This window comes from Erythrobacter sp. NFXS35 (assembly GCF_040148725.1).
Classification (GTDB): Bacteria; Pseudomonadota; Alphaproteobacteria; order Sphingomonadales; family Sphingomonadaceae; genus Erythrobacter.
Genome location: NZ_JAGDEB010000006.1, coordinates 20,738 through 42,051, shown reverse-complemented (window position 1 = coordinate 42,051; position 21,314 = coordinate 20,738). Strand labels below are relative to the sequence as shown.

At 59.7% G+C, this 21,314-nt stretch carries 22 protein-coding genes and 1 pseudogene; 10 read left to right on the top strand and 13 right to left on the bottom strand.

Going from position 1 to position 21,314, the window contains the following annotated elements:
* Positions 1-531 precede the first annotated feature (531 nt).
* The 4 genes from J3454_RS16055 to J3454_RS16040 all read left to right on the top strand — a co-directional run bounded on the left by J3454_RS16055 (position 532) and on the right by J3454_RS16040 (position 4,262).
* Complete coding sequence (locus J3454_RS16055; protein WP_349514789.1) at positions 532-825, top strand: hypothetical protein; 294 nt, start codon at positions 532-534, stop codon at positions 823-825.
* A gap of 385 nt (positions 826-1,210) precedes the next feature.
* Complete coding sequence (locus J3454_RS16050; protein WP_349514788.1) at positions 1,211-3,070, top strand: hypothetical protein; 1,860 nt, start codon at positions 1,211-1,213, stop codon at positions 3,068-3,070.
* A complete protein-coding gene (locus J3454_RS16045) occupies positions 3,067-3,789 on the top strand; it encodes a hypothetical protein (protein ID WP_349514787.1) in 723 nt (240 codons plus the stop codon). Before J3454_RS16050 ends, J3454_RS16045 begins: the two co-directional genes overlap by 4 nt.
* Complete coding sequence (locus J3454_RS16040) at positions 3,786-4,262, top strand: hypothetical protein (RefSeq protein WP_349514786.1); 477 nt, start codon at positions 3,786-3,788, stop codon at positions 4,260-4,262. Before J3454_RS16045 ends, J3454_RS16040 begins: the two co-directional genes overlap by 4 nt.
* A gap of 413 nt (positions 4,263-4,675) precedes the next feature.
* Here J3454_RS16040 and J3454_RS16035 read toward each other — a convergent pair whose 3' ends face one another.
* A complete protein-coding gene (locus J3454_RS16035; RefSeq protein ID WP_349514785.1) occupies positions 4,676-5,005 on the bottom strand; it encodes a hypothetical protein in 330 nt (109 codons plus the stop codon).
* A gap of 160 nt (positions 5,006-5,165) precedes the next feature.
* Here J3454_RS16035 and J3454_RS16030 point away from each other — a divergent pair, with 160 nt between their 5' ends.
* Positions 5,166-5,576 carry a Ros/MucR family transcriptional regulator gene (locus J3454_RS16030; RefSeq protein WP_349514791.1) on the top strand — a complete coding sequence of 137 codons (411 nt, stop codon included), beginning with the start codon at positions 5,166-5,168 and terminating at the stop codon, positions 5,574-5,576.
* A 426-nt stretch (positions 5,577-6,002) separates the two neighbouring features.
* Here J3454_RS16030 and J3454_RS16025 read toward each other — a convergent pair whose 3' ends face one another.
* From J3454_RS16025 to J3454_RS16015, 3 genes are all read right to left on the bottom strand, one after another.
* Positions 6,003-6,521 carry a hypothetical protein gene (locus tag J3454_RS16025; RefSeq protein WP_349514784.1) on the bottom strand — a complete coding sequence of 173 codons (519 nt, stop codon included), beginning with the start codon at positions 6,519-6,521 and terminating at the stop codon, positions 6,003-6,005.
* A 315-nt stretch (positions 6,522-6,836) separates the two neighbouring features.
* Positions 6,837-8,306, bottom strand: a complete 1,470-nt coding sequence (locus J3454_RS16020; RefSeq protein ID WP_349514783.1) for a DUF1501 domain-containing protein — start codon at positions 8,304-8,306, stop codon at positions 6,837-6,839.
* 12 nt (positions 8,307-8,318) lie between these two features.
* A complete protein-coding gene (locus tag J3454_RS16015; protein WP_349514782.1) occupies positions 8,319-10,163 on the bottom strand; it encodes a DUF1800 domain-containing protein in 1,845 nt (614 codons plus the stop codon).
* A gap of 407 nt (positions 10,164-10,570) precedes the next feature.
* Between J3454_RS16015 and J3454_RS16010 the strand changes: the two genes are divergently transcribed.
* Positions 10,571-10,882, top strand: coding sequence for a type II toxin-antitoxin system RelB/DinJ family antitoxin (locus J3454_RS16010; RefSeq protein ID WP_349514781.1), 312 nt, complete (start codon positions 10,571-10,573; stop codon positions 10,880-10,882).
* Positions 10,879-11,205, top strand: a complete 327-nt coding sequence (locus tag J3454_RS16005; protein WP_349514780.1) for a type II toxin-antitoxin system YafQ family toxin — start codon at positions 10,879-10,881, stop codon at positions 11,203-11,205. The genes J3454_RS16010 and J3454_RS16005 overlap by 4 nt, the downstream gene beginning before the upstream one ends.
* A 122-nt stretch (positions 11,206-11,327) precedes the next feature.
* Here J3454_RS16005 and J3454_RS16215 read toward each other — a convergent pair whose 3' ends face one another.
* Complete coding sequence (locus tag J3454_RS16215; protein WP_502878620.1) at positions 11,328-11,696, bottom strand: ATP-binding protein; 369 nt, start codon at positions 11,694-11,696, stop codon at positions 11,328-11,330.
* Here J3454_RS16215 and J3454_RS15995 point away from each other — a divergent pair.
* Positions 11,661-12,044: pseudogene (locus tag J3454_RS15995) on the top strand (transposase); the annotation flags it as partial. The gene J3454_RS16215 and the pseudogene J3454_RS15995 overlap by 36 nt on opposite strands.
* A gap of 463 nt (positions 12,045-12,507) precedes the next feature.
* On the opposite strand, the gene J3454_RS15990 reads toward J3454_RS15995, so the two are convergent.
* From J3454_RS15990 to J3454_RS15970, 5 genes are all read right to left on the bottom strand, one after another.
* On the bottom strand, positions 12,508-13,518 hold the full coding sequence (locus J3454_RS15990) for an SDR family oxidoreductase (protein ID WP_349514779.1): 1,011 nt from the start codon (positions 13,516-13,518) through the stop codon (positions 12,508-12,510).
* A gap of 176 nt (positions 13,519-13,694) precedes the next feature.
* Positions 13,695-13,952, bottom strand: a complete 258-nt coding sequence (locus J3454_RS15985) for a hypothetical protein (protein WP_349514778.1) — start codon at positions 13,950-13,952, stop codon at positions 13,695-13,697.
* A gap of 567 nt (positions 13,953-14,519) precedes the next feature.
* Positions 14,520-14,795 (bottom strand): hypothetical protein, encoded by a 276-nt coding sequence (locus J3454_RS15980; RefSeq protein WP_349514777.1) that lies wholly within the window; start codon positions 14,793-14,795, stop codon positions 14,520-14,522.
* 75 nt (positions 14,796-14,870) lie between these two features.
* The gene (locus tag J3454_RS15975) at positions 14,871-15,713 is read right to left on the bottom strand and encodes an MBL fold metallo-hydrolase (protein ID WP_349514776.1); all 843 of its coding nucleotides are present in this window, start codon (positions 15,711-15,713) and stop codon (positions 14,871-14,873) included.
* Between the two features lie 159 nt (positions 15,714-15,872).
* Positions 15,873-16,319 (bottom strand): hypothetical protein, encoded by a 447-nt coding sequence (locus J3454_RS15970; RefSeq protein ID WP_349514775.1) that lies wholly within the window; start codon positions 16,317-16,319, stop codon positions 15,873-15,875.
* A 245-nt stretch (positions 16,320-16,564) separates the two neighbouring features.
* On the opposite strand from J3454_RS15970, the gene J3454_RS15965 reads away from it, so the two are divergent.
* Complete coding sequence (locus J3454_RS15965; protein WP_349514774.1) at positions 16,565-17,062, top strand: copper chaperone PCu(A)C; 498 nt, start codon at positions 16,565-16,567, stop codon at positions 17,060-17,062.
* 55 nt (positions 17,063-17,117) lie between these two features.
* On the opposite strand, the gene J3454_RS15960 is transcribed toward J3454_RS15965, so the two are convergent.
* Positions 17,118-18,431 carry an NAD(P)/FAD-dependent oxidoreductase gene (locus tag J3454_RS15960; protein WP_349514773.1) on the bottom strand — a complete coding sequence of 438 codons (1,314 nt, stop codon included), beginning with the start codon at positions 18,429-18,431 and terminating at the stop codon, positions 17,118-17,120.
* The gene (gene sdhD, locus J3454_RS15955; RefSeq protein ID WP_349514772.1) at positions 18,431-18,808 is read right to left on the bottom strand and encodes a succinate dehydrogenase, hydrophobic membrane anchor protein; all 378 of its coding nucleotides are present in this window, start codon (positions 18,806-18,808) and stop codon (positions 18,431-18,433) included. Before sdhD ends, J3454_RS15960 begins: the two co-directional genes overlap by 1 nt.
* Before the next feature lie 250 nt (positions 18,809-19,058).
* Between sdhD and J3454_RS15950 the strand changes: the two genes are divergently transcribed.
* Positions 19,059-20,489, top strand: a complete 1,431-nt coding sequence (locus tag J3454_RS15950) for a phospholipase D-like domain-containing protein (RefSeq protein ID WP_349514771.1) — start codon at positions 19,059-19,061, stop codon at positions 20,487-20,489.
* Positions 20,490-20,521: 32 nt separating this feature from the next.
* Here the strand turns inward: J3454_RS15950 and J3454_RS15945 are convergent, their stop codons facing one another.
* Positions 20,522-21,310, bottom strand: a complete 789-nt coding sequence (locus tag J3454_RS15945) for a formate/nitrite transporter family protein (RefSeq protein WP_349514770.1) — start codon at positions 21,308-21,310, stop codon at positions 20,522-20,524.
* Positions 21,311-21,314 lie beyond the last annotated feature (4 nt).

Below are 21,314 nucleotides of genomic sequence, written 5' to 3'. Positions count from 1 at the left end.
CCCCCGCCGAGATCGCCGGCCAACGTGTCTGGGGGCATGCCCCCAGACACGTTGCCATCCCATCAAACAACCATCATGAAGGAGCCGGACTCTACCTCTGACTGGTAACAATCAGGGGAGCACGTCAGGAGCACGTCAGTGAGTTTCTCCAAGATTGTGTGTTGGCGAAACCGGCGAAGGCGAAAGCCGAGCGTTTCTGCTCCACTTCCTTTTTTCCTTTCCCCTGCCGGCTTCACCCGGCATCTCTTCCCTCCTGTCTCTTGTTAAAAAATTCTCCGGCTGCGCCGTCAGTTCGCCTCTTGTAGGCGACCACCGTTCCGCTGTGCGGGCATGCGGCCTTTTCCTACGCTAAATGCAAAAGAGGGGGTGCCCGCCGAGAATTCTGTGAACTGAGCGCGTAGGATTGGTTTTTCGTCGTATTGGCGAAGCGCTATCAGGCCGGCGCGTCCAGCCACGGTGCATACCGATGATCCAAAATCAGCAGCGATGGTGCTGTGACAGATCGTGCCTCCGCCTCGACCTCGGTCGGATATGGCCCAAAAAGCCACCTTAAATGGCCCAAAATTGAAAAATTTTGGCTGCGTGCACCCATTTCTCGCTGACGGTCAAATTGGTCGATTTTTGGTCTCTCGTAAGGAATCAGGGGATCAGCTGCAGCTGAGAGACGCGACTGACGATCTGAAAACCCAGCCTGGATGGAATGCAAACCCAAGCGAAGCGCCCCAGAACGATGGCAGTCGTTCGCAAAAACAGCTAGAGATTGTCAGAACGCAAGAGCAAAGCCGACCGGACGACAATCTGCTTGATCCAAAAAACGAGGAATGAAAATCTTTGATTTTGCGTGACGTGTGAACGCAGCGAACTAGAAATATCTGGTAATCCGGGCGAAATTTCAATACTATCCCGGATCCCGTCTCGACCGGGTCAAAGCAGCAATAGGGGTCGCAACGCCGTTGCGACCCCTATTGCGGTATTGCGCCTAAAAAAACGAGTTCGAGGGCTTTTCATAAAAACGTTCGAATTGATGAAAATAAGGGGTTTCCGATCATTTTCTGAAAACTTGATCGGACGAAAAATCGAGATAATTGAGACATAATTGGCATTTTTTCTGATCACTGAAATGACTAGCGAAGCGGCCTTTTCCTTCATACCTTGAAAAAAATTTGTGATTGGATTTCTTTTTCTGGAATCCGCATCCTAGAATATTGGCATGACACAAAATGGCCCCATCTCCGCATTCATGAGCATTGTCCGCAAAGCATTGGCTGAGGACATGTCTGAAGTTACCCGCGACGTTCTTGCTTATGACGACCTGTGCAGGCAGGCTGAAGAAGTAGACGAGAGCGGAAAGCTGACAAAAAATGCTCATCGTGCGCGCTCCCGATTAAGGCATCCCTTCCGTTTGGAAGAATCTTCCGCGATGACCAGAAATAAGGTCGCGGAGCAAGAGCGTAAGCGCAAAAGAAAGGTGATGGATCTCCTTTCCGAGACTTGCTGGGAGCTTGCAATCTGGCATGAAAAGCGCAGCGAGCTTGAAGAGATCGATCGGCATGAGGCCACGCTTACACCAGTCGGGAAAAGCCGTGAAGATCACGATCCTGAGAGTGTCTTTGCGCTAGGCAGCCCCCTTCTCCAGAGACTGGGAAAAGCAGGGGTTGCGCCGTCATCCTTCACTCGCATGCCAGACTCAATGATCACGTGTATTGCCGATCTGTTCAAGGCGCACACAAAAGATCCGCACCTCAAGGATCCCGACAATCCTTGGCGCCTGATGGTCAATGCAGGCATCCTTGAGGCACCGCCGCGCGACCTTGATGAAGACCAACAGCGGGTCGTTCTTCATGCCTATGCCCTTCGCTCGGAACAGCAGAAGGAGTTCGCAGCAAAGGCCCGCAGGGACCTTGCGCTGCCCGAAGGGTTCAGTGAGCATTTTCTGTTGGGCGCGTCCCGCATTTCAGATCTCGCACGCGAACTCAGCCAAGGGGAATACGACGCCTACTACAGGTGCGTTGGCCTTCGTCACGACCGGGACATCGAGCTCTTGGGCCAGGCCCTGGGGCTGGATTCTGAAGAGGATCGGGTCAGGCTTTCGGTGATCGTTGACCTCCTTTCAGAGGCATCAAGAGCCATGATGGAAGACACTTCCTGGACCGTTGCTTTGGTCTCAATCAAGGGCTTCATCGACCGCCTCCAACCCCACAAAAGGTATCAAAAAGATTGGGTCAATGAACTGATCGAAGGCCTGCCTGCTTTGGCCGACGAGCTGTCGGAAGCCGCTGGCAGCCTCGAAGTTTTTGACCGATTTCTGATGTCCGGTCTGGGGCTGTCGGAAGCCAAACGCGGCTTCGATGAACGGAAAGAAAAGCGCAAACAGGCGAAGCGCGAGGCGGATTTCTGGGCCGATATTACCAATGCGTGCGAACACAACTGGACCTTCAAAATCGAGGATTCCACCGTCATCTACGAAGGGGTTGAATGGTATAGCGATCTTGATGCTGAGGAGTGGACCGGCGCGCGCTGGATCGAAGTGCATGGCCTCCCGCCTGAGCTTGAGAAATACTATTCTTCTCTGAACTCGGACGAGGACAACGGTGATTTCGTCCAGCCCGAAGGTGCCGTTGAGGCCCCTTCAATGGGTGCTGATGCCGAGCCGGTTCCTGACAAAAGAGTTGATGCAGATTGCGACTACCAAGACGCCGAGTTCGAGGCCTGCGAAGGCTACGATGAGTTCGGTAACGATACCTCATGGGCGGGTGAAGATGAGATCGATCTTGCCGCCGCACTCATCGAAGATGATGACCATCAGCCTGACGATGGTCCAGTTCTGGACCGCAAAATAGCAGGCGCAGGGTCACCGCAGAACAGTCCCCTCAAGTCGCTCACGTCCCGAGAAACTGTCGCTCCCACCGACCCCCTTGATGATGATGGCGAGCCTCCGTCGGAGCCGGGCAGCGACCACAATTTCGAGCCTCAGCCGGAGTTCCGAAGCCCGAAGGGCAAGGGTGAAAACCCTTCGCAACCGGCGCGCCAACCCTTCCTGCCCAACTTTGATGACAAGGATATGATGTGACAAACCAGCTTATTCCCCACGATCCATATCGGCTGAGATTGCAGGCGGCCACGCGGATCACTGACCCCTCGAAAGATGTGGCGTTCCCGCAGTCTGAGTCGGCCAGCGGCGTCGCAGATACCCATTTTATCATTCACCGTGACGGGAATGGAGCGAGCACGCTCGCGCTCTTTCTCGAGGTTTTCATGCGACAAGAACCGCTGATCATCGAGGTGGGAACGAACGTCTCGCGGGCACTGCAATCGGTTCCTGACACACGGCGCCACCATATTCAGGAAAGCGACGGTGAGGCGGTCGCAAGGGCGATCGACTGGCGTCTCGAAAGGCCTGGTACACCAGCAATCATTGAGTGCGGCAGATCCCTCTATAAGTCGGCAATCGAATGGGCTCACGTGCTTTCGAGAGATCCTTTCAGCGGGCGCGTGCCGATGTTCTTCGTCGCGAGCGAGCACGACCGCGAGTTCAAGGTGGCGCGTTTCGCGCGCCAATGTGGGCTTGCTGATGTATTGGTCGTTGGAGAGGCACAAGGTTCATGGGCAGGCCAAGAAATTGCCATTCCGATCCCTCGCCTGAACAAAGACTTCGAGAAGCTGATCTACGGTGAGGGCCTGTCTCTGCGTGAAGCGTTCGAACACTGCCAGAACGCATTTACGCGAACCGCCTTCTTTCAGGAATTCGTCGGCTTTGGAGCGGCGGTCAAAGGGAGACTCGAAGGATGACCGACCTTAATGACTTGTGGGTGGACCTTTTCGGCGTTGAAATTACCGTCACGGAACTCAAGGTTCTTGAGGGCGTCGAACGCCGTGTAGGGTCAAACGATACCATTCTGATCCTTTGTTCAATCTTGATCCGCTTCATCGTCCTGGTGCTGTTTCGCGATCCCAAAAGCCCTTTTGTGAGAGCGAAACACCTCGGCGACAAGGCGGCAAAACTCGAGACGACGCTTAACGAATTGCATGAGACAGTCGCGTGGCAGATTAAGCATGCGCAGTCGCTTTACCCCGAAGTGAAGAGGCTCAGAATAGCAGTCCAGAAGACCGAAAAGGTTCTCAGCGACGCACGCAAGGACGCAAGGGAGCGGGAGGAATTTCCGCGCCGAGCCTACCACAAGATGGCCTGGGTTTGCTTCATTTCCAGCAGCTTCGGAACCCTTGCGACTGTGGTTTTGGTAATGCTCGTAACGGGGTCTTAAGCGCGGCCAGCAGCAGCGAACAGCCAACGACTTCGACGAAAATTATGCTGGCCAAGATGCCTGCTCAAGCGCCTAGGCACACTATGCTTTTCTTTGTTGACCCGCATCGCCGAATGTAGGACGCCGCTAGCGCTGGACCCGACAGCAAATTGTGTTCTGCGGATCTATAAGCCGGACCCGAAATGTGTTCGATGCAATGCAAGTTGCCGCCGATGGGGAGCATCTAAAGGGATAAGCCTCACGTCGTCTGGCATGAGCAGCGAAGTAGCTTCGGGGCTCAAGCCTTGCTTGACCAGTGCGCCGCCATTGTCCTCGAAGCTCACCAGATCGCTATTAAATGCCGCGTCCCAATGGACCGCCAGTAGGAGGCCATTGAACACGTCCAACCGCTCCTCATCGCTGCGTCATTCCGCTCACGGCACGACATGACTGGCCCGCAGCAATGCCGAATTGCGGGTGCCAGAGAGCGGACAGCGCCTTCCCGATTGTTTCAGTAGCGCGCAGCGCAAATAGTTCTGCCCGGCCCCGTCCTTGACGATCCGCGCGATCTGAGTGTCACCCAACGCGGCCGCTTCGTCTTCGGCGAGCGAAAAGATAGGCAAACTGCGAACCAGATGGGATGCGAATGACAAGGCTGAGCGCAGTTGGGTGTGGGTTGCGAATGCGGATGCGCCCAACAAATGTACAGGCTGGCTGACCGCCGAATGGATCAATTCTTTGCCTAGTTTTGCGGCTATGCGCATGTATAGGATTGCCGAAAGCTGCGGCGATCCGCTAAGCGATCTAATCCACCTAGTTGTCATGGCGTGCTTGTTAGTTCATGGCAAAAACAGCAAACAGACAATTGAAAAGGGCAGACGAACCGTGGAAGAAAATCAGAATATCTCATCCGAAACCCTAATCATGCTAACCAGTGATATTGTCACCGCCCATGTCAGCAACAATGGTGTCGCCCTGGCAGATGTACCGGGTCTCATCACCGATGTTTATGCAGCGCTTGCCAACCTCGGCGCACAGACCGAACCCGAAGAAGTGCGGCCAGATCCGGCTGTGTCGATCCGCTCCTCGGTCAAGCCCGACTACATTGTCTGCCTCGAAGACGGCAAGAAGCTGAAGATGCTCAAGCGCTATATTCGCACCAATTTCGACATGACCCCTGAGGAATACCGCGCTCGCTGGAACTTGCCCGCCGACTACCCTATGGTTGCACCTAACTACGCAAAGAAGCGGCGTGATCTTGCCAAGAAAATCGGTCTTGGCCGCAAGCCCGGAACGCCTACTCCCAAGTCGAGCCGCGCGAAGAAAACTGCATAAAATGATGGGACGCAGGAGGCTGTAAGCGCCGGCGCACCACAACTTCCGAAGCAGGAAAGTGCCTCTGTCAGTTTCGCTATCGCTGCCTGCCAGGTTCCAGGCTTCCAGCTTCAGCCGAAACGCCAGTGGAACACATCTCTGGGTGAGGGTAAGGCTCGAACATATGGGAACCAGCGCAGTTGCTCTGATTAAACCCAGATCTCGATCCCACTCTCATCCAGCAGTTCCTTCGCGTTGCGCGGGCCTGCCGGGAACGGCAGCTGCATTCTTACCTCCGGCTGATCACCTCCGGCGATCTGTCGACGGAGACGAACGGACCGGGTTGAATTCTTGGGTTCGGCTTGCCCTGCCCTCCCCGCAACGCTTTACCCGGCAGTGCATCTGCGATGTAAAAACCAGTGTGGGCGGTCAATCCGGCGGCGGGCATTATCCGATAGCTAGCCAAACTGCGGCACCAATAACCGCCCAGAGCAAGGCTGCGCTGCCAACGATGATCCGGCCTCTCGTCGCCAATGGCAGCTTGTATTCCGTTTGAACATCAGGATCATCATGGCACGGTGGTCCTGGGTCGGTCACACGATCAGAGACCGCCGGACTATTCTCCTCTCCAAAATTTGGCCAGACTATGGGGCTTCTTGCGACCAGACGTTGAAGCTCCGAGCTATTCAATGGATCTGCAAACACCGCTCCATGAAAGCGCCCATTATTCCAAACGATCTTGCATAATCTGAAGCCAGCATCCTTCAGCTCCACAACGAGGCAGGTGTTTGCGGGAAGAGATTTGTCCGTTTCCATAAGGAAGCCAGATCGCGAGACGTCGTGGACCGTCATATCGAGGGCTTCGGGCCCAAGATCTTGCGACACCGTCCCAAAACGTACCCGAAAACGTTCAGCCTTGCGGCGATCGATGGATTGTTCGGGGAACAAGACTGCAGGAATTGTCATTAGCCGTCACCGATCCTTCGGGAAGGCAATGGCGGTTTTGGCGTTCCTTGCGGGTAAAGACCATGTTGCGCAAAAGTGCGGCTACAAAGCGAGACAAGAATTTAATCTATCCAGTTTGACGCCGTGGTCTCGCTCGCTGGACTGGCATTCCTGGCTTCAGTCAGGCCCGTGATGGCTCGGCTTTGCCTCACCCGCCGACACTCACTGATCGAGAGCGCGGCCAAAGCCATCTGATGCGTTCCGGGACCGCCTCAGGCCGCTGCCAGTAACGCAAATTAGGTGGAAACTGCGGTGCCAATCGGCAAGTTAGTAGAGCTATCCGGATGCTCCATACATCGCTGGCTGCATGCTCGTTGCTGCGGCCTCAGACATGCGCAAAAACCCGAGATCGCTCGAGGCAAATCGTCCGATGTTGGGCGAGATCGAAGGCAGGTCCGACGGATTAACGCCGAACCACAAGGCGAGTGTTGAGGAATATTCGTCGACCGATGTGGTCGGGAGCAGCCGCCCTCGCCCAACCTGATCGGGGGTTTCGACCGACACATGCGGTGCTCGCCCGAAGAAGCGCCCGCCGTTGACGCTCCCTCCCAGAATGAGATGATGCCCGCCCCATCCGTGGTCAGAACCATCGCCGTTGGAGGACAGAGTGCGACCGAAGTCCGAGGCGGTAAAGGTTGTCACCCGGTCCGCCACACCGAGTTCGACCGTCGCGCGGTAGAAGGCGTCGAGTGCGAAATCGAGCTGAGCGAGCAGGCCCTCGTGCCGTCCGATCAGCCCATCGTGATTGTCGAAACCGCCCATCGAAACCATGAAGACCTGCCGGGTTACCCCCAGCGAGCGGCGCGCAGCAATCATTCCAGCGACGGTACGCAACTGCGCCGCGAGTCCGTTGCCCGCCCCGAAATCAGTGGCGATCGCGGCATTGGCCAAGGCATCGTTAACGAAGGTCCCGAACTTGATTGACCTGTCGTTGATCGTCGCGTGATCTGCAGCGAGGATGTTTCCGGAAGCGGATTTGAGAACGGTGTCGAGCGCAGCCGCTGCGGCTCCGGAGCCGAACAAGCGGCTGTTGCTTAGCGGCCGGAACAGCACCGCTCCCGAAGACGAGACCTGGTAGGGCAAAGCCTGACGGCCGCTCAGGAACACCGCGTTGCCAGTGGCATTGATCGCGGTAAACATGGTATTCGTATTGGCCGACTGGGCAAGATCGCCCATCCGTCCGCCCCATCCGGTCTGCGAACCCTCCGGCTGCGAACTTTGCCAGGTCGACTGCTGGTCATTATGGGAGAATAGCTTCGGCGGGCGCGGCACTGAATTATTGTCGTATTGCGCGCGCGTCATTGGTGCCAACAGTGGCCCGACATTGAGCAGCGGCGCCAGCCTGCCTTCGTCAAAGCGCGCCTTCATGCGCGGCATGCTGGGCGCGAGGGCATAGGTGATGTCGTCAGTGAGCGTTTGCCCGCCTGCAGGCATCAGCACCGTTCCAGCGAGCGAGGCGCGTGGCAAGGCGATGCCGCCCCCCTCCTCACTTATGCCCCCGCGGATTGCGGCATAGCGCGCGTAGTTGGTAGGATCGAAGGGGATCAGCAAGTTGCCATGATCATTGCCGCCATAGAGGAAAACGCAGATCAACGCCTTGTATCCGCCGTCCGACGAGAAGGCTGCCGCCTCACCGATTCCGGCAAGGCCCAGCGCATAGGAGGATGCAGCGCCCATGGCTGCAAGTTGGCTGCTGCGCTGGAGAAAAGCGCGCCGCGAAATTTCCAATTCTCTTCCGATTTGCATCGCCGCGCGTCCCTATTTCTGCACCAGGTAATCGGTTGAGGCCATCACCAGCATCACGGCCGCATGGATGCGGCGCAGCTTTTCCGGTTCGGCGCTGCTCTCCTGCACCGCGATGCTTCCGAGTGCGGCGGTAATCGCCTCTGCAACAGAAGGTGAAAGCTGCTTGGCTGTCAGCACCAGGTCGAGGTGATCAACCAGGCGTACCGCATCGTGCGCGAGCGGCAGTTCAGCGGAATAGCTGAGCGAAAGATCGCGCAGGAAGCCTGCCGACATATCGACAGCCCGCTCAAGAAAGTTGACGTAGCCAGCTACCGAAGTCTCGTTAACGAGCTGGAACTCGGGCGCCAGCAGGTTGTTCGCGGCGGTCTGCGAACCTGTCGGAAAATATCCGGGCCGAAAAAAGTTGAACACGGAAGGGGACCGTAACGGCGACTGGCCAAGCCGGTTGGCCGGATCGGAGAGGCTTCCCACCTCGAAATTTCCGCTCGCCGAACGCACGCCGAAGGTGCGCGCTAGCTGTATGAAACGCAGCATCGGCTCACGTAGCTTGCCGGAAGCTGGGTTGTTCACGTTCGCTGATGAGAGCGCTTCTTCGTCGAGCAGGATTGCCTTGAACATGGCCCCGAGATCGCCGCGCTGACCCTGTACATTATTGGCAAACACCGCTGCGACGCGCCCGACATAGCCGGGGGACGGATTGCTGGTGACCAGGCGCTGGATCATCTGGCGCGCAAAGAACGGGCCGACATTGGGATGCAGGACAAGGTGGTCAAGCGCCAACCGCAGTGAGTCCGGGGCATTGGTTCCGGCCGGGATGACGAGGCCAAGAAAACGCTTCTCTTCAAGTGAGTGAAAGCCTTCGGTTCGGGGCCGCGACCACTTGCTCGGGTCTGCGGTCATTGGTCGGCGCGCGAAATCAACGCCCGCGACCGTTCGGCCCGGGTTGCCTGGATCGGGGAAAGAAGTGGTCTGGGAGTAATCAAAATCGTAGCCTGTGAAGACCTCGGCGATCCCGGTCACGTCGTCGTTGGTATAGGTCTCAATTAGCTGGCCGCCGCCGGTGCGCGGCGTGCCGTCAGGGTTCAACTCGAACAGCCCGATCGAGAAAAGCTGCATAAGCTCTCGGCCGTAGTTCTCGTCGGGCACGCGTCCGGTTCGGGGATCGGCGCGGCGATTGCCGCGGGTGTTGAGAAAGACCCCCATCGCGGGGTTGAGCGAGATTTCCTCGATCAGCGTGCGAAAGCTTCCGAAGGCATTGCGATTCAGGATGTCCCAGTATTCGCCGATCGCCGGACCGCGCCAGGATATGTCGATATCGCTGAGAGAAACGACGAAAAACTCCGATAGCGCCAGCGCGAACCGCTTGCGCAGCGAATTTCCGCCGCTCAGCAGCTGCGACCAGATCATCCAGTCGCCGGTCGTGGTGCCATTGTAAAAGCGGTTGGCATCTACCGTATCGAAGCCGCGGCCCTCGAAATAGGCTTTTGCGCTCACGTCGTTCGGCTGGCGCATCTGGCGGTCGAGCCACGGCTCGAACCCCTCGCTGCGCAGCGCGCTTATCGCACCGGCATCGGCTGCGAATGACGCCTGCAGCAGAAACCGAGCGGCTTCCGCCTCCGACTGGGGCTTTCGAGCCGCAGAAATAGGGGGCGCGCCACTATTGGTCGCGGGGCTGCCCGAGTTACCTTCTCCACCTCCGCATGCAGCGAGCGCGATTGCTGATGCGCCAATGGGAACAGCCTTCGATACCAGAGCTACGCGACCGCTTTCCGGATTATCGGCCCTCAGATCACTTTCGACCGGCAGCGGTGCGCTTCCCGCACCAGCAATTCTCGGCTCATTGCATTCGGTCGACATTGCCGAGACCCCAGGTTACTTGCCTAAGATCGTCTAGCGGAATTTCCTTTACGCATACTTCCGCACCAAGGTTAAGCATGCAGGAAGTATGACCGCTCCAGGAGAACTGCGGCTCCCAGCCGCCACTCTGCCAACCTTGCCAAACAGGCCGCAGGGTCGATCTTCTGGCTGTTGAGTGGCTGCTTGTTAGACGTGCGCCACTATCTGCGTGCCGTCAGGATCGAAGTTAGGTGCCCGGTTCAAAAAAGCCGGCAATCGAAAGTCTGATGGCGCGCACGCCGTTCGTGCTGTCATGCCTTGCGAGCTGACCTTTCTTGAGCAGTATCGCATCTGACTGGGACGACGCACTTTACATTGACTTTCATTGCTAATCGGCCCTATATCTCATTTGAGATACAGGAGGCATTATGAACGCTCATAGTTCGATGATTCATGTCCGGATGGACAACGATCTGAAAGACCGCGCGACAGAAGCGCTGGCGGCTATGGGTCTGTCGACCGCCGATGCCGTGCGCCTGCTGTTTCATCGTATCGCCACCGATCAGGCCTTCCCGCTAGAGCTCAAGGTTCCCAATGCGGAAACCCGCGCGGCGATGGAAGAGGCGGATGAGTTCTTCAAGAATGGCGGCACACCGCACTTCGACAATGCGGAAGACATGTTTGCCGAGCTCGAGGAAGAGAGCAAAGCCCTGCCTGAGGCGGGAAAACCGAAGTCTTGAAGAAACCGGTTGCGAGCAAGCGCGCCGCGCTTCCCCGGAAGATTGGTTATGCGAACTCATTCCTGAAGGACTTTGAGCGGCTGTCGCGTTCGGGCCGATACGACATGAAAAAGCTCAAGCAGGTCATGTTGCTACTTATCGCCAATGACGCGCCGCTCGGCTCCGAGTGGAAAGATCACGCCCTCAAGGGGGAATGGCAGGGTCACCGCGAATGCCATGTTGGTGGCGATTTCCTGCTGATCTACCGCGTGGAGGACATTCCAGCACCCAGCGGCGGCATATTCTTCACCCGCGCCGGAACACACAGCGAGCTTTTCAAATGAGCGCCAAGGATGAGATCAGATCATGCCCGCCGTATAGTTCACGACCGCCCAGACTGGGGCGTCGGCCAAGTCGGACGAGCTGGGCATGCGCCCTATGCAGGCGCAAGCCTGCCAATCGGCGTTCAATCGGGACCCCCTATCGGCGCGCAAAAGGGCCCAATCTGCAGTTGCGAGGATCGGTTGATGCTGAGCGCGTGTTTCGCGCTGCTGACGGCGTAGGGAGGGCGTAGCCCGACCGGAGGCGTCAGCAGCGCAAAGGCAGTTTTCTGATTGGGTAAGCTGCGGTTTTTGAAGCGCCAGTTGTCGTTGCCGGTCTCGACGACATCGCAACGGTGCGTGATGCGGTCGAACAGCGCGGTGGTCATCTTGGGATCGCCGAACACGGCGGGCCACTCGCCGAAGGCGAGATTGGTGGTGATGATCACTGAGGTCTGCTCGTAGAGCTTGCTGATCAGGTGGAAGAAGAGCTGCCCGAAGGCTCGGCCGAGCACATCTATGACACGCTCTACTGTGCGCGCGGGCAGGCCGAGAACCTGATCAAGCTGCACAAGGCCCAGCTCGCCAGTGACCGCACCTCGTGCCGCTCGGCCAATGCCAATCAGACGCGCCTGATCCTGCACACCGCCGCCTACTAGCTGCTGTGGCGCGTCCAGCAGGCGATCCCGAAGACCGCCGCTCTAGCAAAAGCCGAGTTTACGACCCTGCGCCTGCGGCTGCTCAAGGTTGCTACCCGCGTCATGGAAAGCGCCACCCGCATCCGCGTCGCGTTTGCCTCTGCGTGTCCCGATGCCGATCTGCTGCACGCCATCGTTCTCGCGCTCAAGCCTACGCCGACGTAGCCCGCGCGGCAGGGCCGCTGAAACCCCGACCCAGCCCTTCAGCCCGAACAGCCCATCGACCCCAACGCGGCGAAACAGACGCCAGCGATCCCGCGCACCTGCGCTACGCCGCCAGCCTCAGCACGGATGCCGAGCGCTCCACGCCCAGACTGTCATGAATAAAAGGCTAGCTTTCGAAAACGAACGAGTCTTGGTCGGCAGCTGCCGGAAAGTCTTGGGACAAAGCTGCCAATTGCCACCACGTCCCCCGAACGACCGATTCCGCCGAAAGCGGCGGTTCATGAAGCTGCGATGATGGCGCTTGTGGCTTCGCGGATCTCCTCGACCAGCCTTCACCGCATCTTAGTTGCGTGCGACGGCAACGACCTTTGAGCCGTGCTCGGCGGTCATCCGGGCCGTCGTCCGCCCGATGCTGGACGTCGCGCCTGTGATAAGGATAATTTGGTTCTTAACCGGTTTGAGATCAGGCATGGTCGTCTCTTGTCGGTTTCCGGTGGCGAGCGAGGGCAGCCAGGCCAATCGCCGCGATCAGAATTGACGCGAGCAGTCCGCGGTCAATCGTTCGCGCGGAGGGCATACCCTTCGTGTGCCGCCACCCGCCATCGGTGCTTCGCGGCGCATCAGTTGTGGCGAGCAAGGCGCCCTCACCATATGGAGCCGGCCTGGCCTTCCCCAAAGCCTTGCGCATCACAGCAAAACCCAGCCGCTCGGTGGCGGCAGGCATGAGCGAGTAGCTGATCTGCGCGGCGCGGGCGAGCCAGCCGACTGCGACCTCGTCACGCGGTCGCCGCACCAGCGCCACGAATGCCTGCGCCACGTCCTCGGCGGCATAGAGATAGGGGCCGGCATTGATCGCCTTGCCGCTCGTGTTCGCCGCACTTGCGATGCCCGGCGTATCGACCAACGCGGGAAAGACGCCGCACACATGAATGCGTGGATGCTCGAACATTTCCTGGCGCAAGCTCGACGTCAGTGCCCGCAGCCCGAACTTGGAGGCACTATAGGCAGCGGCGAACGGCGGCGGCGACCATCCTCCCATCGAAACCGTGTTGATCAGGATGCCCTCGCCCTGCTCCACGAAGCGCGGCAGCACGGCATGAGCACCATGAAATGCACCGAGCAGATCGACCTCGAGCGTGCGGCGATGAAGCTCCATGGGGGTGTCGACGAATGGCCCTATAACACCGACGCCAGCGTTATTGATCCAGACGTCTATGCGGCCGAACGCCGTGACGGCGGCTTGCGCCAATGCGGAAACCGCCGCGGCATCAGCGACGTCGGTCGGCACGACAAGTGCTTTGCCGCCGGACACGCGACAATCCTGTGCGGCATCCTCAAGCTGTTCGGCATTGCGCGCAGCGAGCACCACCGCAGCACCGTGCTTGGCGAACGCAAGAGCAGCGGCTCTCCCGATCCCGCTTGAAGCGCCGGTGATGACGACGACGCGCCCAGCAATTTCAGCAAAGCCCGCCATGCGTTATAACTTCCCTTCGCCCTCGCCCGCCGTGCTCGGGCTGTTGCCTTTCATTGCGGACCGCGAAGCAACAGCGATGTTGCCGCCGCCGCGCTCGGCAACTGTGATGCCGCCAGAACCATTGCCCCCCTTGCGTGGTTGCGCCGGAGTAGGCGCGCTGAATGGCTGGCTGGTCTTCATGCATTGTTCGTCGAGTCGGGATCGCTGTCGTTATAGGCTGGCGCGAAACCGCCTTCTTGGGTGGGCTTTATGTTCTCGTCCGCAGGCCAGTTTTGCTGATCCGAGTAGTCCTGCGGACTGTGACCAGCTTGCGCGTCGCGGCGTCCCGGCAATTTTTCGTCGGCCTTGGCGCGCAGCACGCGAGCGGCGGCAAAGCCGACTGCGGCTGCCGCCGTGACAAGAGCGGCAGCTGAGTAAAATGAAGACTTCTGCAATTTAAGCGCTCCCAAAGGTTGGAGTGGGACCAAGCTCCATTGTTGCTCGGCTAGGACTGACCGGAGAATACACTGTGCGTTTCCTCAGGATCTTATTTGGATTTGGCACCTGCATTCTGATTACCACCCGGTTTCACATCCTGATCGCCGAGCTGTTGAGGCCCGTGATATCCAATGACCGACGATCCCCCGTGGCCCGCCGCCCCGCCGCCGAAACTGCCCTTATCTTTGCTCAAGGGGCCCTGGCGCCTCGCGCGGGACTTGTTCGCCCCGGGAGAATCTTCTTCACCTTGGGTGTTCACACCATCAGGCGCTCCCTTTTGGCCGCCTTCCGGCATCCCCTGTAATCTTCTGTCGTTTGCCATTTGTTTTCCGCTCCAAGGCACTCGTAGGATCGCCTTTCCTCCATCCCACAGCGGTGCAATTCTGGCACTGAACCAAGATACGAACGTGAGCTCGCGCTTCCATCCAGGTCTGCGAAACCGGAGATCGAACGAGACGGACAACCTTCCGGCATCATTAAAGCCAAACCTTACAGCGGTGGTGACAGATGGCTGCCCCTTGGGCTTATGGCTTTTTGGGCTTGTCTCTGCCGCGAGCAGCATGGCCGGCGTCATCGTCTTTCCCGCTTTTGCTGCTGTAAAATGCCAGCGCCATCAGTCCTGCGCCAAGCAACATCGACGCGAAGACGCCCGCAATCGTGGCGATTACCATGTGCAGCCTTAGGTCGCCTTGCGTGCTCATCCACCACAGGACCGCAGCCAGAACAATTCCACTTATGACGAAGATTGCGAGCAACATCTGCTTGAATTGGCGGCGCGCCTCATCACGGCGTGATTCCATGACCATGTCCTTTCGCGTTGAGTGCTCCAATCCAGCCCAAAATTGCGGATCGGCGATTAGCCTTCACCGGGACGCTTACCCCTCAGCTTGGGCGGCAAGAATGTCGAGCTCCACCGGATCATGCGCACAGAAGATGCGCACCCCGTCGGCATGATCGAGCGATAGCTGACGCAGCCGCGACTGGTTGTGCAGCCGAGCTGTGCGGTCGACTTCCATCATTCGCTGATAGCCGCGCAAAGCGGGGGTGCAGGAATACTGCCGCGCGCCTATTTCGCCGCGATAGAAATAAGCATCGCCCGCATGCAGCATCCAGCCGCCGGGTTCGCGGATCGCCACGCCGGCATGGCCCCAGGTGTGCCCTGCCAGCGGGATCAGCAGGATCTCGGGAGGCAACCCGTCCAGATCGCGCACGGCATCAAAGCCGAACCAGCGCTCACCACCCCCGAAAGGATACAGCCGCCAGTCGTTCACCTCGTTCCATTGCTGCGGGCGATAGCGGCGCGAGCCGACGAAGGCCCCGCCTCGGCGCGCGTCGGCCACTTCCTTTTCGCGCGCGGTGACGTGCACCGCCGCATTAGGGAAATCCTCGATACCGCCTGCATGGTCGAAATCCAAATGGGTGACGATGATATGGCGGACGTCGGCAGGATCGAAGCCCAGCCTGCGCACCTGCGCAACAGCCGTCTCCTCGGCGCGCAGTTTTATGTTGTTGAGGGTCAGGAAGAAGGGCGAGAGCCGACGGGCCGGATGATCGACATCACGTGTGCCGAAGCCGGTATCAACCAGGATCAGCCCGGCATCGCTTTCGATCAGCAGGCAGTGGCAGACGATATGGCCGAAGGCGCTATCGCTCTTGCCGTCGAACAACCGGCCTCCGACCGGGCAGCACGTGCCGCAGTTGAGGTGATGAATCTTCATGCCTTGTCCCTGCTGGCAAGGGGCCGCAGGCGCTCTGCAGTGCGTTTAAGCAGCGCATCCTCCTGCTGCCTGCTCCAGAACCAGGCGGCTGCCGTTGCTCCGGCGATAGCCAGCAGCCCGAGCTTTCCCCGCTCCGTTCCGGGCGACCGATGGCGATGATCAACCGGCCCCATGCCGTTCCTCCCTCCGCATCGCAGCTCCGGCGATCGCATCGGCGATCAGCGCCGTTCCCACGAACGCAATGCCTCCCCAGATCACCCGCTTTCGGGCGCTGGGCGCGCTGAGAGCGGCAGCAAGCGCGGCGAGGTCGAGGGCATCGCCCGCAATGCGGCCCCATGCGTTGCGGCTCGCTCTCGGCCGGGCAATCAGCGCCGCGCCCGATACGAGTTCCCTGACACCGAAGGCACGGACAATCCGGCTGTGGCGGGGCACCCCAAGGCGGCGTGCTACGCTTTTGCCGGCGAGCAATTCTGCCAGTCCGAGTCCGATGCTCAGTGCTGCCAGACCATAGCCGACGGTGTCGAGCGTTTCGGCAGATGCGGTAAACGGCCGCGTCATTCCATTGTCGCGGTCGTCGCTGCCGGGCGAGAGTTGAGGCAAGGTCATGATCCTGTTCCGACTTGTGGCTGTTTGGACTGAATGCCTCAGAAATCACGATGGCATCGTGCGGTCGTTAACGTGGATCAGCACAGCGAGGGAACGGCTCGTGCGGGCGACGGGGCGCTGACGTGAACGTCCGGCTGCGCGCGCCGGATGTGCTAACGCATACCCATGTAAGCGAAGCATGCTCGTTCACCTGCTACCCATCATGCTCGACGCTCCCACGACCCACATGCTGGATGAGGTGACCCATGAACAAACACCGATGGCTGATCGTGGCTTTGATAATTGGCGGGTTGGTCGGAACCGTGATGCTGCTGTGGCCGCTTTGGCAAACGGCGACCGAATCCGACACTGAAGCACCCGTTGCGCCCGATTTCGGCTCAATCGTCCGTGTCGAAAACTCGCGCATCGTCTTGCCCGGAAGCGATGGCACTGCGGCGAGGGTCTATTTCGATGTCACCAACGTCGGAGATCAGACGGTTCAACTCACCGAAGTGCGGCTCGCCCATGCAAGCGCCACCGGGCTGCAGGAAACCGGCGGCCCGGCATGGATGCCGGTTGCAACCCTGCCGATCGAACCCGGCGAAACGCTCAGCCTGAACCCGGATGGCGAATTCGTCGTCGTTTCGAATTATGATTCGAACGTGGTGCCCGGCGCGCTGATTGATGTCACCCTTGTCTTTGGCACGTCCGCCACTGTGACGGTCCCTACACAGGTGTTTCCAGCAAGGTCGACGGTGCAATAGGGCTTTTCGGCGCGAGCCAATCTAGGCGTCGATGAGCCAGGCGGCCTTTGCCGGTTCAATCGCCCGCGGAATCGCTTGTGCTTCTGGGCGTATTGATGATCAGTCGGGCGCCGCGCTGATAGGTGAAGTAGCGCCATAGCCACTGGATGCTTACGAGCAGCCGCTTTTCGAAATTGACCAGCAGATACACATGCACCGCTGCCCAAAGCGCCCAAGCGAAATAGCCTTTCAGCCGCCTGCGGCCGAACTCGAAGACAGCGGCATGGCGGCCCACAATCGCGGTATTGCCGCGGTTGCGAAAGGCAAAGGGCGCCATCTCCTCGCCGGTCCGCAGGTGTCGGCCAAGTTCGCGCCCTAAATGCTCGCCCTGCTGTTTTGCCACCTGCGCGAGACCCGGCAGCGGGGTGCCTTCCGCGCTCATGTTCGCAGCCGTGTCGCCGACCGCGTAGACCCCCGCAAAGCCTGCGACTTCCAGTCGGTCGTTGACCGGGATACGGCCCGCCCGATCAGGTTCCATGCCCAGCCAGCGCGCTCCGGGAGAGGCTCTGATACCCGCTCCCCAAACCATGGTATTGGCCCGGATAAACTCACCCGAAACCTGTACCCCATCGCTTGTCACATCCTCGACCGTTCGGCCGATCTGAACCTCGACCCCCAGCGCATTCAGGCGCCGCAATGCATAGGCGGATAATTCATCGGGAAAGGCGGAAAGAATGCGCGGCCCCGCCTCGACCAGAATCACCCGCGCTGCACGAGGATCGATTCGGCGAAAATCGCGGGTGAGAGCATGACGGGCGAGTTCGGCAATGGAACCCGCCATCTCAACCCCGGTTGGGCCTCCGCCTACAATGATGCTTGTCATCAGTGCTTGCCGCCGGTCGGGGTCAGTTTCACGCTCGGCGCATTCGAAGCCCCAAAGCACCTGCGCCCTGATCGCGCGCGCATTCTCAATCGTCTTCAGTCCCGGTGCGTGGGCGGCCCAGCGATCATTGCCGAAGTAATTGTAGACCGAGCCCGTCGCAATCACGAGGCGGTCGTAAGGAATGCGCGAGCCATCATCGGTCAGCACCGCTTTTCCTGCTGCATCTATCCCGGTCACGTCGGCCAGCAGCACCTCGGCATTCGCCTGTTTGCGCAAGATCTTCCGGATCGGTTCGGCAATGTCCGCAGGCGACAACGCGGCGGTCGCCACCTGATACAGCAGCGGCGCGAACAGATGATAGTTATTGCGGTCGATGAGCGTGACCTGCACCGGCGCACGGTGAAGCGCCCGCGCACAGGCGATCCCTCCAAAGCCGCCGCCGATGATGACCACACGCTCAGGTTGCGTCAGTTCCCCAGCATTCGATCGAAATCGGACCTTCTTCATCAAGGCACCAACGCAATTCGAGCCACACTCCAGACCCCGAACGCCGCGCCGAAGATCGTGAACGCATACATTGCAGCAATGCAGACGGCCTGCGGGAAAGGCTGAAGGACATAATCGTCGATCAGCTCCTTCAGTCCGTATTTGGTATGCCAGAAACTGACGATGATCAGCAGGATCATCATTACGGAATTGAGGGGACGGCGGAGCCAGTCACGCACGGTATCGTAGGAAAGATCGGGGAGCAGCACGAGCGCCGCCAGCAGCCAAGCGTAAAGGGCCAAAAGCGCAAAGGAGTTTAGACGGACAGCGATCCAGTCTTTTGCGCCGCCCCGGCCTTTACCGACCAATCGGTCAGCGCTCCGGGCTTGTCGCGCCATTATCTCCTCCTTTTGCAATTGGCTGAACTTGACCTGCTTAGGTTGCTCTCGGGGCTATTGGCCGCGGGGTAGATGCGCCTTCACATAGGTCAGGCAGACTGCATTCCCGCTCAGTCCACGGACGGCATAGGGCGCGTTTCCGCCGATCCGATGGTAGTCTGGGTTAGCGATGCCTGACGCAAGGTGCGGCAAGGCAGCGCGACATCGTATCCGAAGGTGCAGGCGCGCGAACCACAGTTTGAAAGATCGAATGGACGAAAGAACAACAGCCCCGCTGATCAACCCTGGCGATACCTGCTGGCGGGTGGAGCGTGCGAACCGGGCCGCGTTCCTCTGCGACAATGCCGCCTATTTCTCAGCCGCCAAGGCTGCACTCCTGAAGGCGCGGCGTTCGATCCTGCTGATCGGCTGGGAGTTCGATCATCGGTGCCGGCTCGATCCAAGCGCCCCAACGTGCAAGTCCGACCGGATCGGCGAACTACTGCACGCGCTCGCTCTTGAGCGGCCCGCGCTCAATGTCCGTGTGCTGGTCTGGGACGCGGCGCTCGCCGTGGCATTGGGCAAGCGCATGATGCCGCAGCGCGCGTGGTGGAGGTTCCGCAAATCCCCGGTGACGTTCAAGCTCGATTCCTCGATGCCGAGGGGTGCAGCCCATCACCAGAAATTGCTGGTCATAGATGACGCCGTGGCATTTTGTTCGGGGGACGATTTCAGCGGAAACCGCTGGGACGAGCCCGACCATCGCGACGAGAACTCCAACCGAACAACGCCTCGCGGCAAACCCTATCCGCCAAGACATGGCCTGACGGTGTTGGTGGATGGGGAAGCTGCCCGCGCCCTCGGCAATCTGGCGCGCGATCGTTGGCGCAAAGCCGTAGGGTATGCGCCTGCGGCACCCGGTCAAGGCCCAGTCGATCCTTGGCCCCGATGCGTCGAGCCTGACCTTACCAATGAGCCTGTCGGTATAAGCCGCACGGTGCCAGCGTGGCACGGCGACCATGAAGTGCGCGAAAACGAGGCATCGTTCCTCGCCGGGATCGCTGCCGCTCGCCGCCTGCTCTATTTCGAGAACCAGTATTTCGCGTCCGACATTCTGGGCGATGCAATTGCCGCACGTCTTGCGGAGACTGACGGCCCCGAGGTTGTGGTAGTTACCGGCGAACACGCGCCGAGCTTCTTCGACCGGATAACAATGGACCCGCCCCGCGATGCACTCATCCATCGCTTGCGCGCTGCGGACCGCTTTGGGCGTTTTCATGTCTACGCTCCGCATTCACCGGAAGGCAGGCCGGTGTTAATGCACTCCAAGGTGATGATCGTCGATGACCGAATGATCCGAACAGGATCTGCAAATGTGTCGCGGCGATCGATGAGATACGACACGGAGTGCGACCTCGCGATTGCGCCGGATGAAGCGGACATCAAGGTTATCGCAGCTTTGAGGCACAGGCTTGTGGGCCATTTTCTGGGCGTCCCGGCGCAGCGTGTGTCGCAAGAGGAGCAGGTCAGGTCCAGCCTCGCAGCAGTGATCGAGATGCTCGACGAGCGAGAGAAGCGCCGGTTGCGACCATTGCACCCACCTGCTCCAAAGTTCCCGAGGTCGGTTATTGCGCGTTGGCATCTGGGCGACCCGAGCGGTGCGGCAGACGCTTGGCGACCGTGGCTGCGGCGGCGCGATTGACCCGCGGTTAGGGCCGAGTGACCCTTGGCGCGTCAGTCCCGCTTGCGCTCGGCGGCCTTCGCTTGGGCAGCGTGGGAGAGGGTCACGAGGCCGACGCCGCCGACAAGATTGCCGAGCAGAGCGATAAGGCCAACCTCACCGGCATGGCCCCAAGTTACTTGGGCATCTCCGGTCAGGCCGAAGGCGATGTGGAGCATGCTGACCACGACGTGATCAAACGGCCCGAGCGCGAGCAGCACGCCGACTATCCATGCCACCAGCACACGCCCCGTTGTGCCACGGCTGGCGATCACAAGAAACGACAGCAGCGACACAAGCGCACCGCCGATCACCGCGCGCGCCAGAGTCGCCATCCAAGAGCGGTGCGCGATCTCCTCCGCGATTCGGTCGAGCGCGTGTCCAGCTGCCGGTGGCAGTGTGCCGGGGACAGCGGCAACAAGCACCAGCACCGCGCCGCCCAACAGGTTGAGCGCAAGTGTCGCAAACCAGAGCCGCGCAAGCTTGCCTGCGAATTGGCCTTCGTCCTGACGGAAGGCGGCGGCGATCGGATCGAAGAAATTGTCGCTGAACAGCTCGGCCCGGCCCACCACGAGAAACACCAGGCCCACGCCAAATGCCAACGCGCCCGGCAGCCGGGCGAGTTCGCCTAGGCGCGGCTCGGCCAGCCCCTCCACAATGCCGAGCGCGATGAGTCCGAACATGATGGTAAAGCCGGCGATAAAGCCGGTGGCGACCAGTTCGAGCCAGCTCTGGTCGAGCCGCCGCTCACCCTCCTTGGCGGCGCGCTCGAAGATTTCGGCGGGGTTGAGTGCCTCGGCCACAGGG

Coding starts and splice junctions, on each gene's coding strand:
- J3454_RS16050 (WP_349514788.1), top strand. CDS start 1,211: ATGACACAAAATGGCCCCATCTCCGCATTCATGAGCATTGTCCGCAAA.
- J3454_RS15960 (WP_349514773.1), bottom strand. CDS start 18,431: ATGAAGAAGGTCCGATTTCGATCGAATGCTGGGGAACTGACGCAACCT.
- sdhD (WP_349514772.1), bottom strand. CDS start 18,808: ATGGCGCGACAAGCCCGGAGCGCTGACCGATTGGTCGGTAAAGGCCGG.
- J3454_RS15965 (WP_349514774.1), top strand. CDS start 16,565: ATGAACAAACACCGATGGCTGATCGTGGCTTTGATAATTGGCGGGTTG.
- J3454_RS15970 (WP_349514775.1), bottom strand. CDS start 16,319: ATGACCTTGCCTCAACTCTCGCCCGGCAGCGACGACCGCGACAATGGA.
- J3454_RS16010 (WP_349514781.1), top strand. CDS start 10,571: ATGAACGCTCATAGTTCGATGATTCATGTCCGGATGGACAACGATCTG.
- J3454_RS16055 (WP_349514789.1), top strand. CDS start 532: ATGGCCCAAAAAGCCACCTTAAATGGCCCAAAATTGAAAAATTTTGGC.
- J3454_RS16025 (WP_349514784.1), bottom strand. CDS start 6,521: ATGACAATTCCTGCAGTCTTGTTCCCCGAACAATCCATCGATCGCCGC.
- J3454_RS16020 (WP_349514783.1), bottom strand. CDS start 8,306: ATGCAAATCGGAAGAGAATTGGAAATTTCGCGGCGCGCTTTTCTCCAG.
- J3454_RS16015 (WP_349514782.1), bottom strand. CDS start 10,163: ATGTCGACCGAATGCAATGAGCCGAGAATTGCTGGTGCGGGAAGCGCA.
- J3454_RS16035 (WP_349514785.1), bottom strand. CDS start 5,005: ATGCGCATAGCCGCAAAACTAGGCAAAGAATTGATCCATTCGGCGGTC.
- J3454_RS15975 (WP_349514776.1), bottom strand. CDS start 15,713: ATGAAGATTCATCACCTCAACTGCGGCACGTGCTGCCCGGTCGGAGGC.
- J3454_RS15980 (WP_349514777.1), bottom strand. CDS start 14,795: ATGGAATCACGCCGTGATGAGGCGCGCCGCCAATTCAAGCAGATGTTG.
- J3454_RS15950 (WP_349514771.1), top strand. CDS start 19,059: ATGGACGAAAGAACAACAGCCCCGCTGATCAACCCTGGCGATACCTGC.
- J3454_RS16040 (WP_349514786.1), top strand. CDS start 3,786: ATGACCGACCTTAATGACTTGTGGGTGGACCTTTTCGGCGTTGAAATT.
- J3454_RS15990 (WP_349514779.1), bottom strand. CDS start 13,518: ATGGCGGGCTTTGCTGAAATTGCTGGGCGCGTCGTCGTCATCACCGGC.
- J3454_RS16030 (WP_349514791.1), top strand. CDS start 5,166: ATGCTAACCAGTGATATTGTCACCGCCCATGTCAGCAACAATGGTGTC.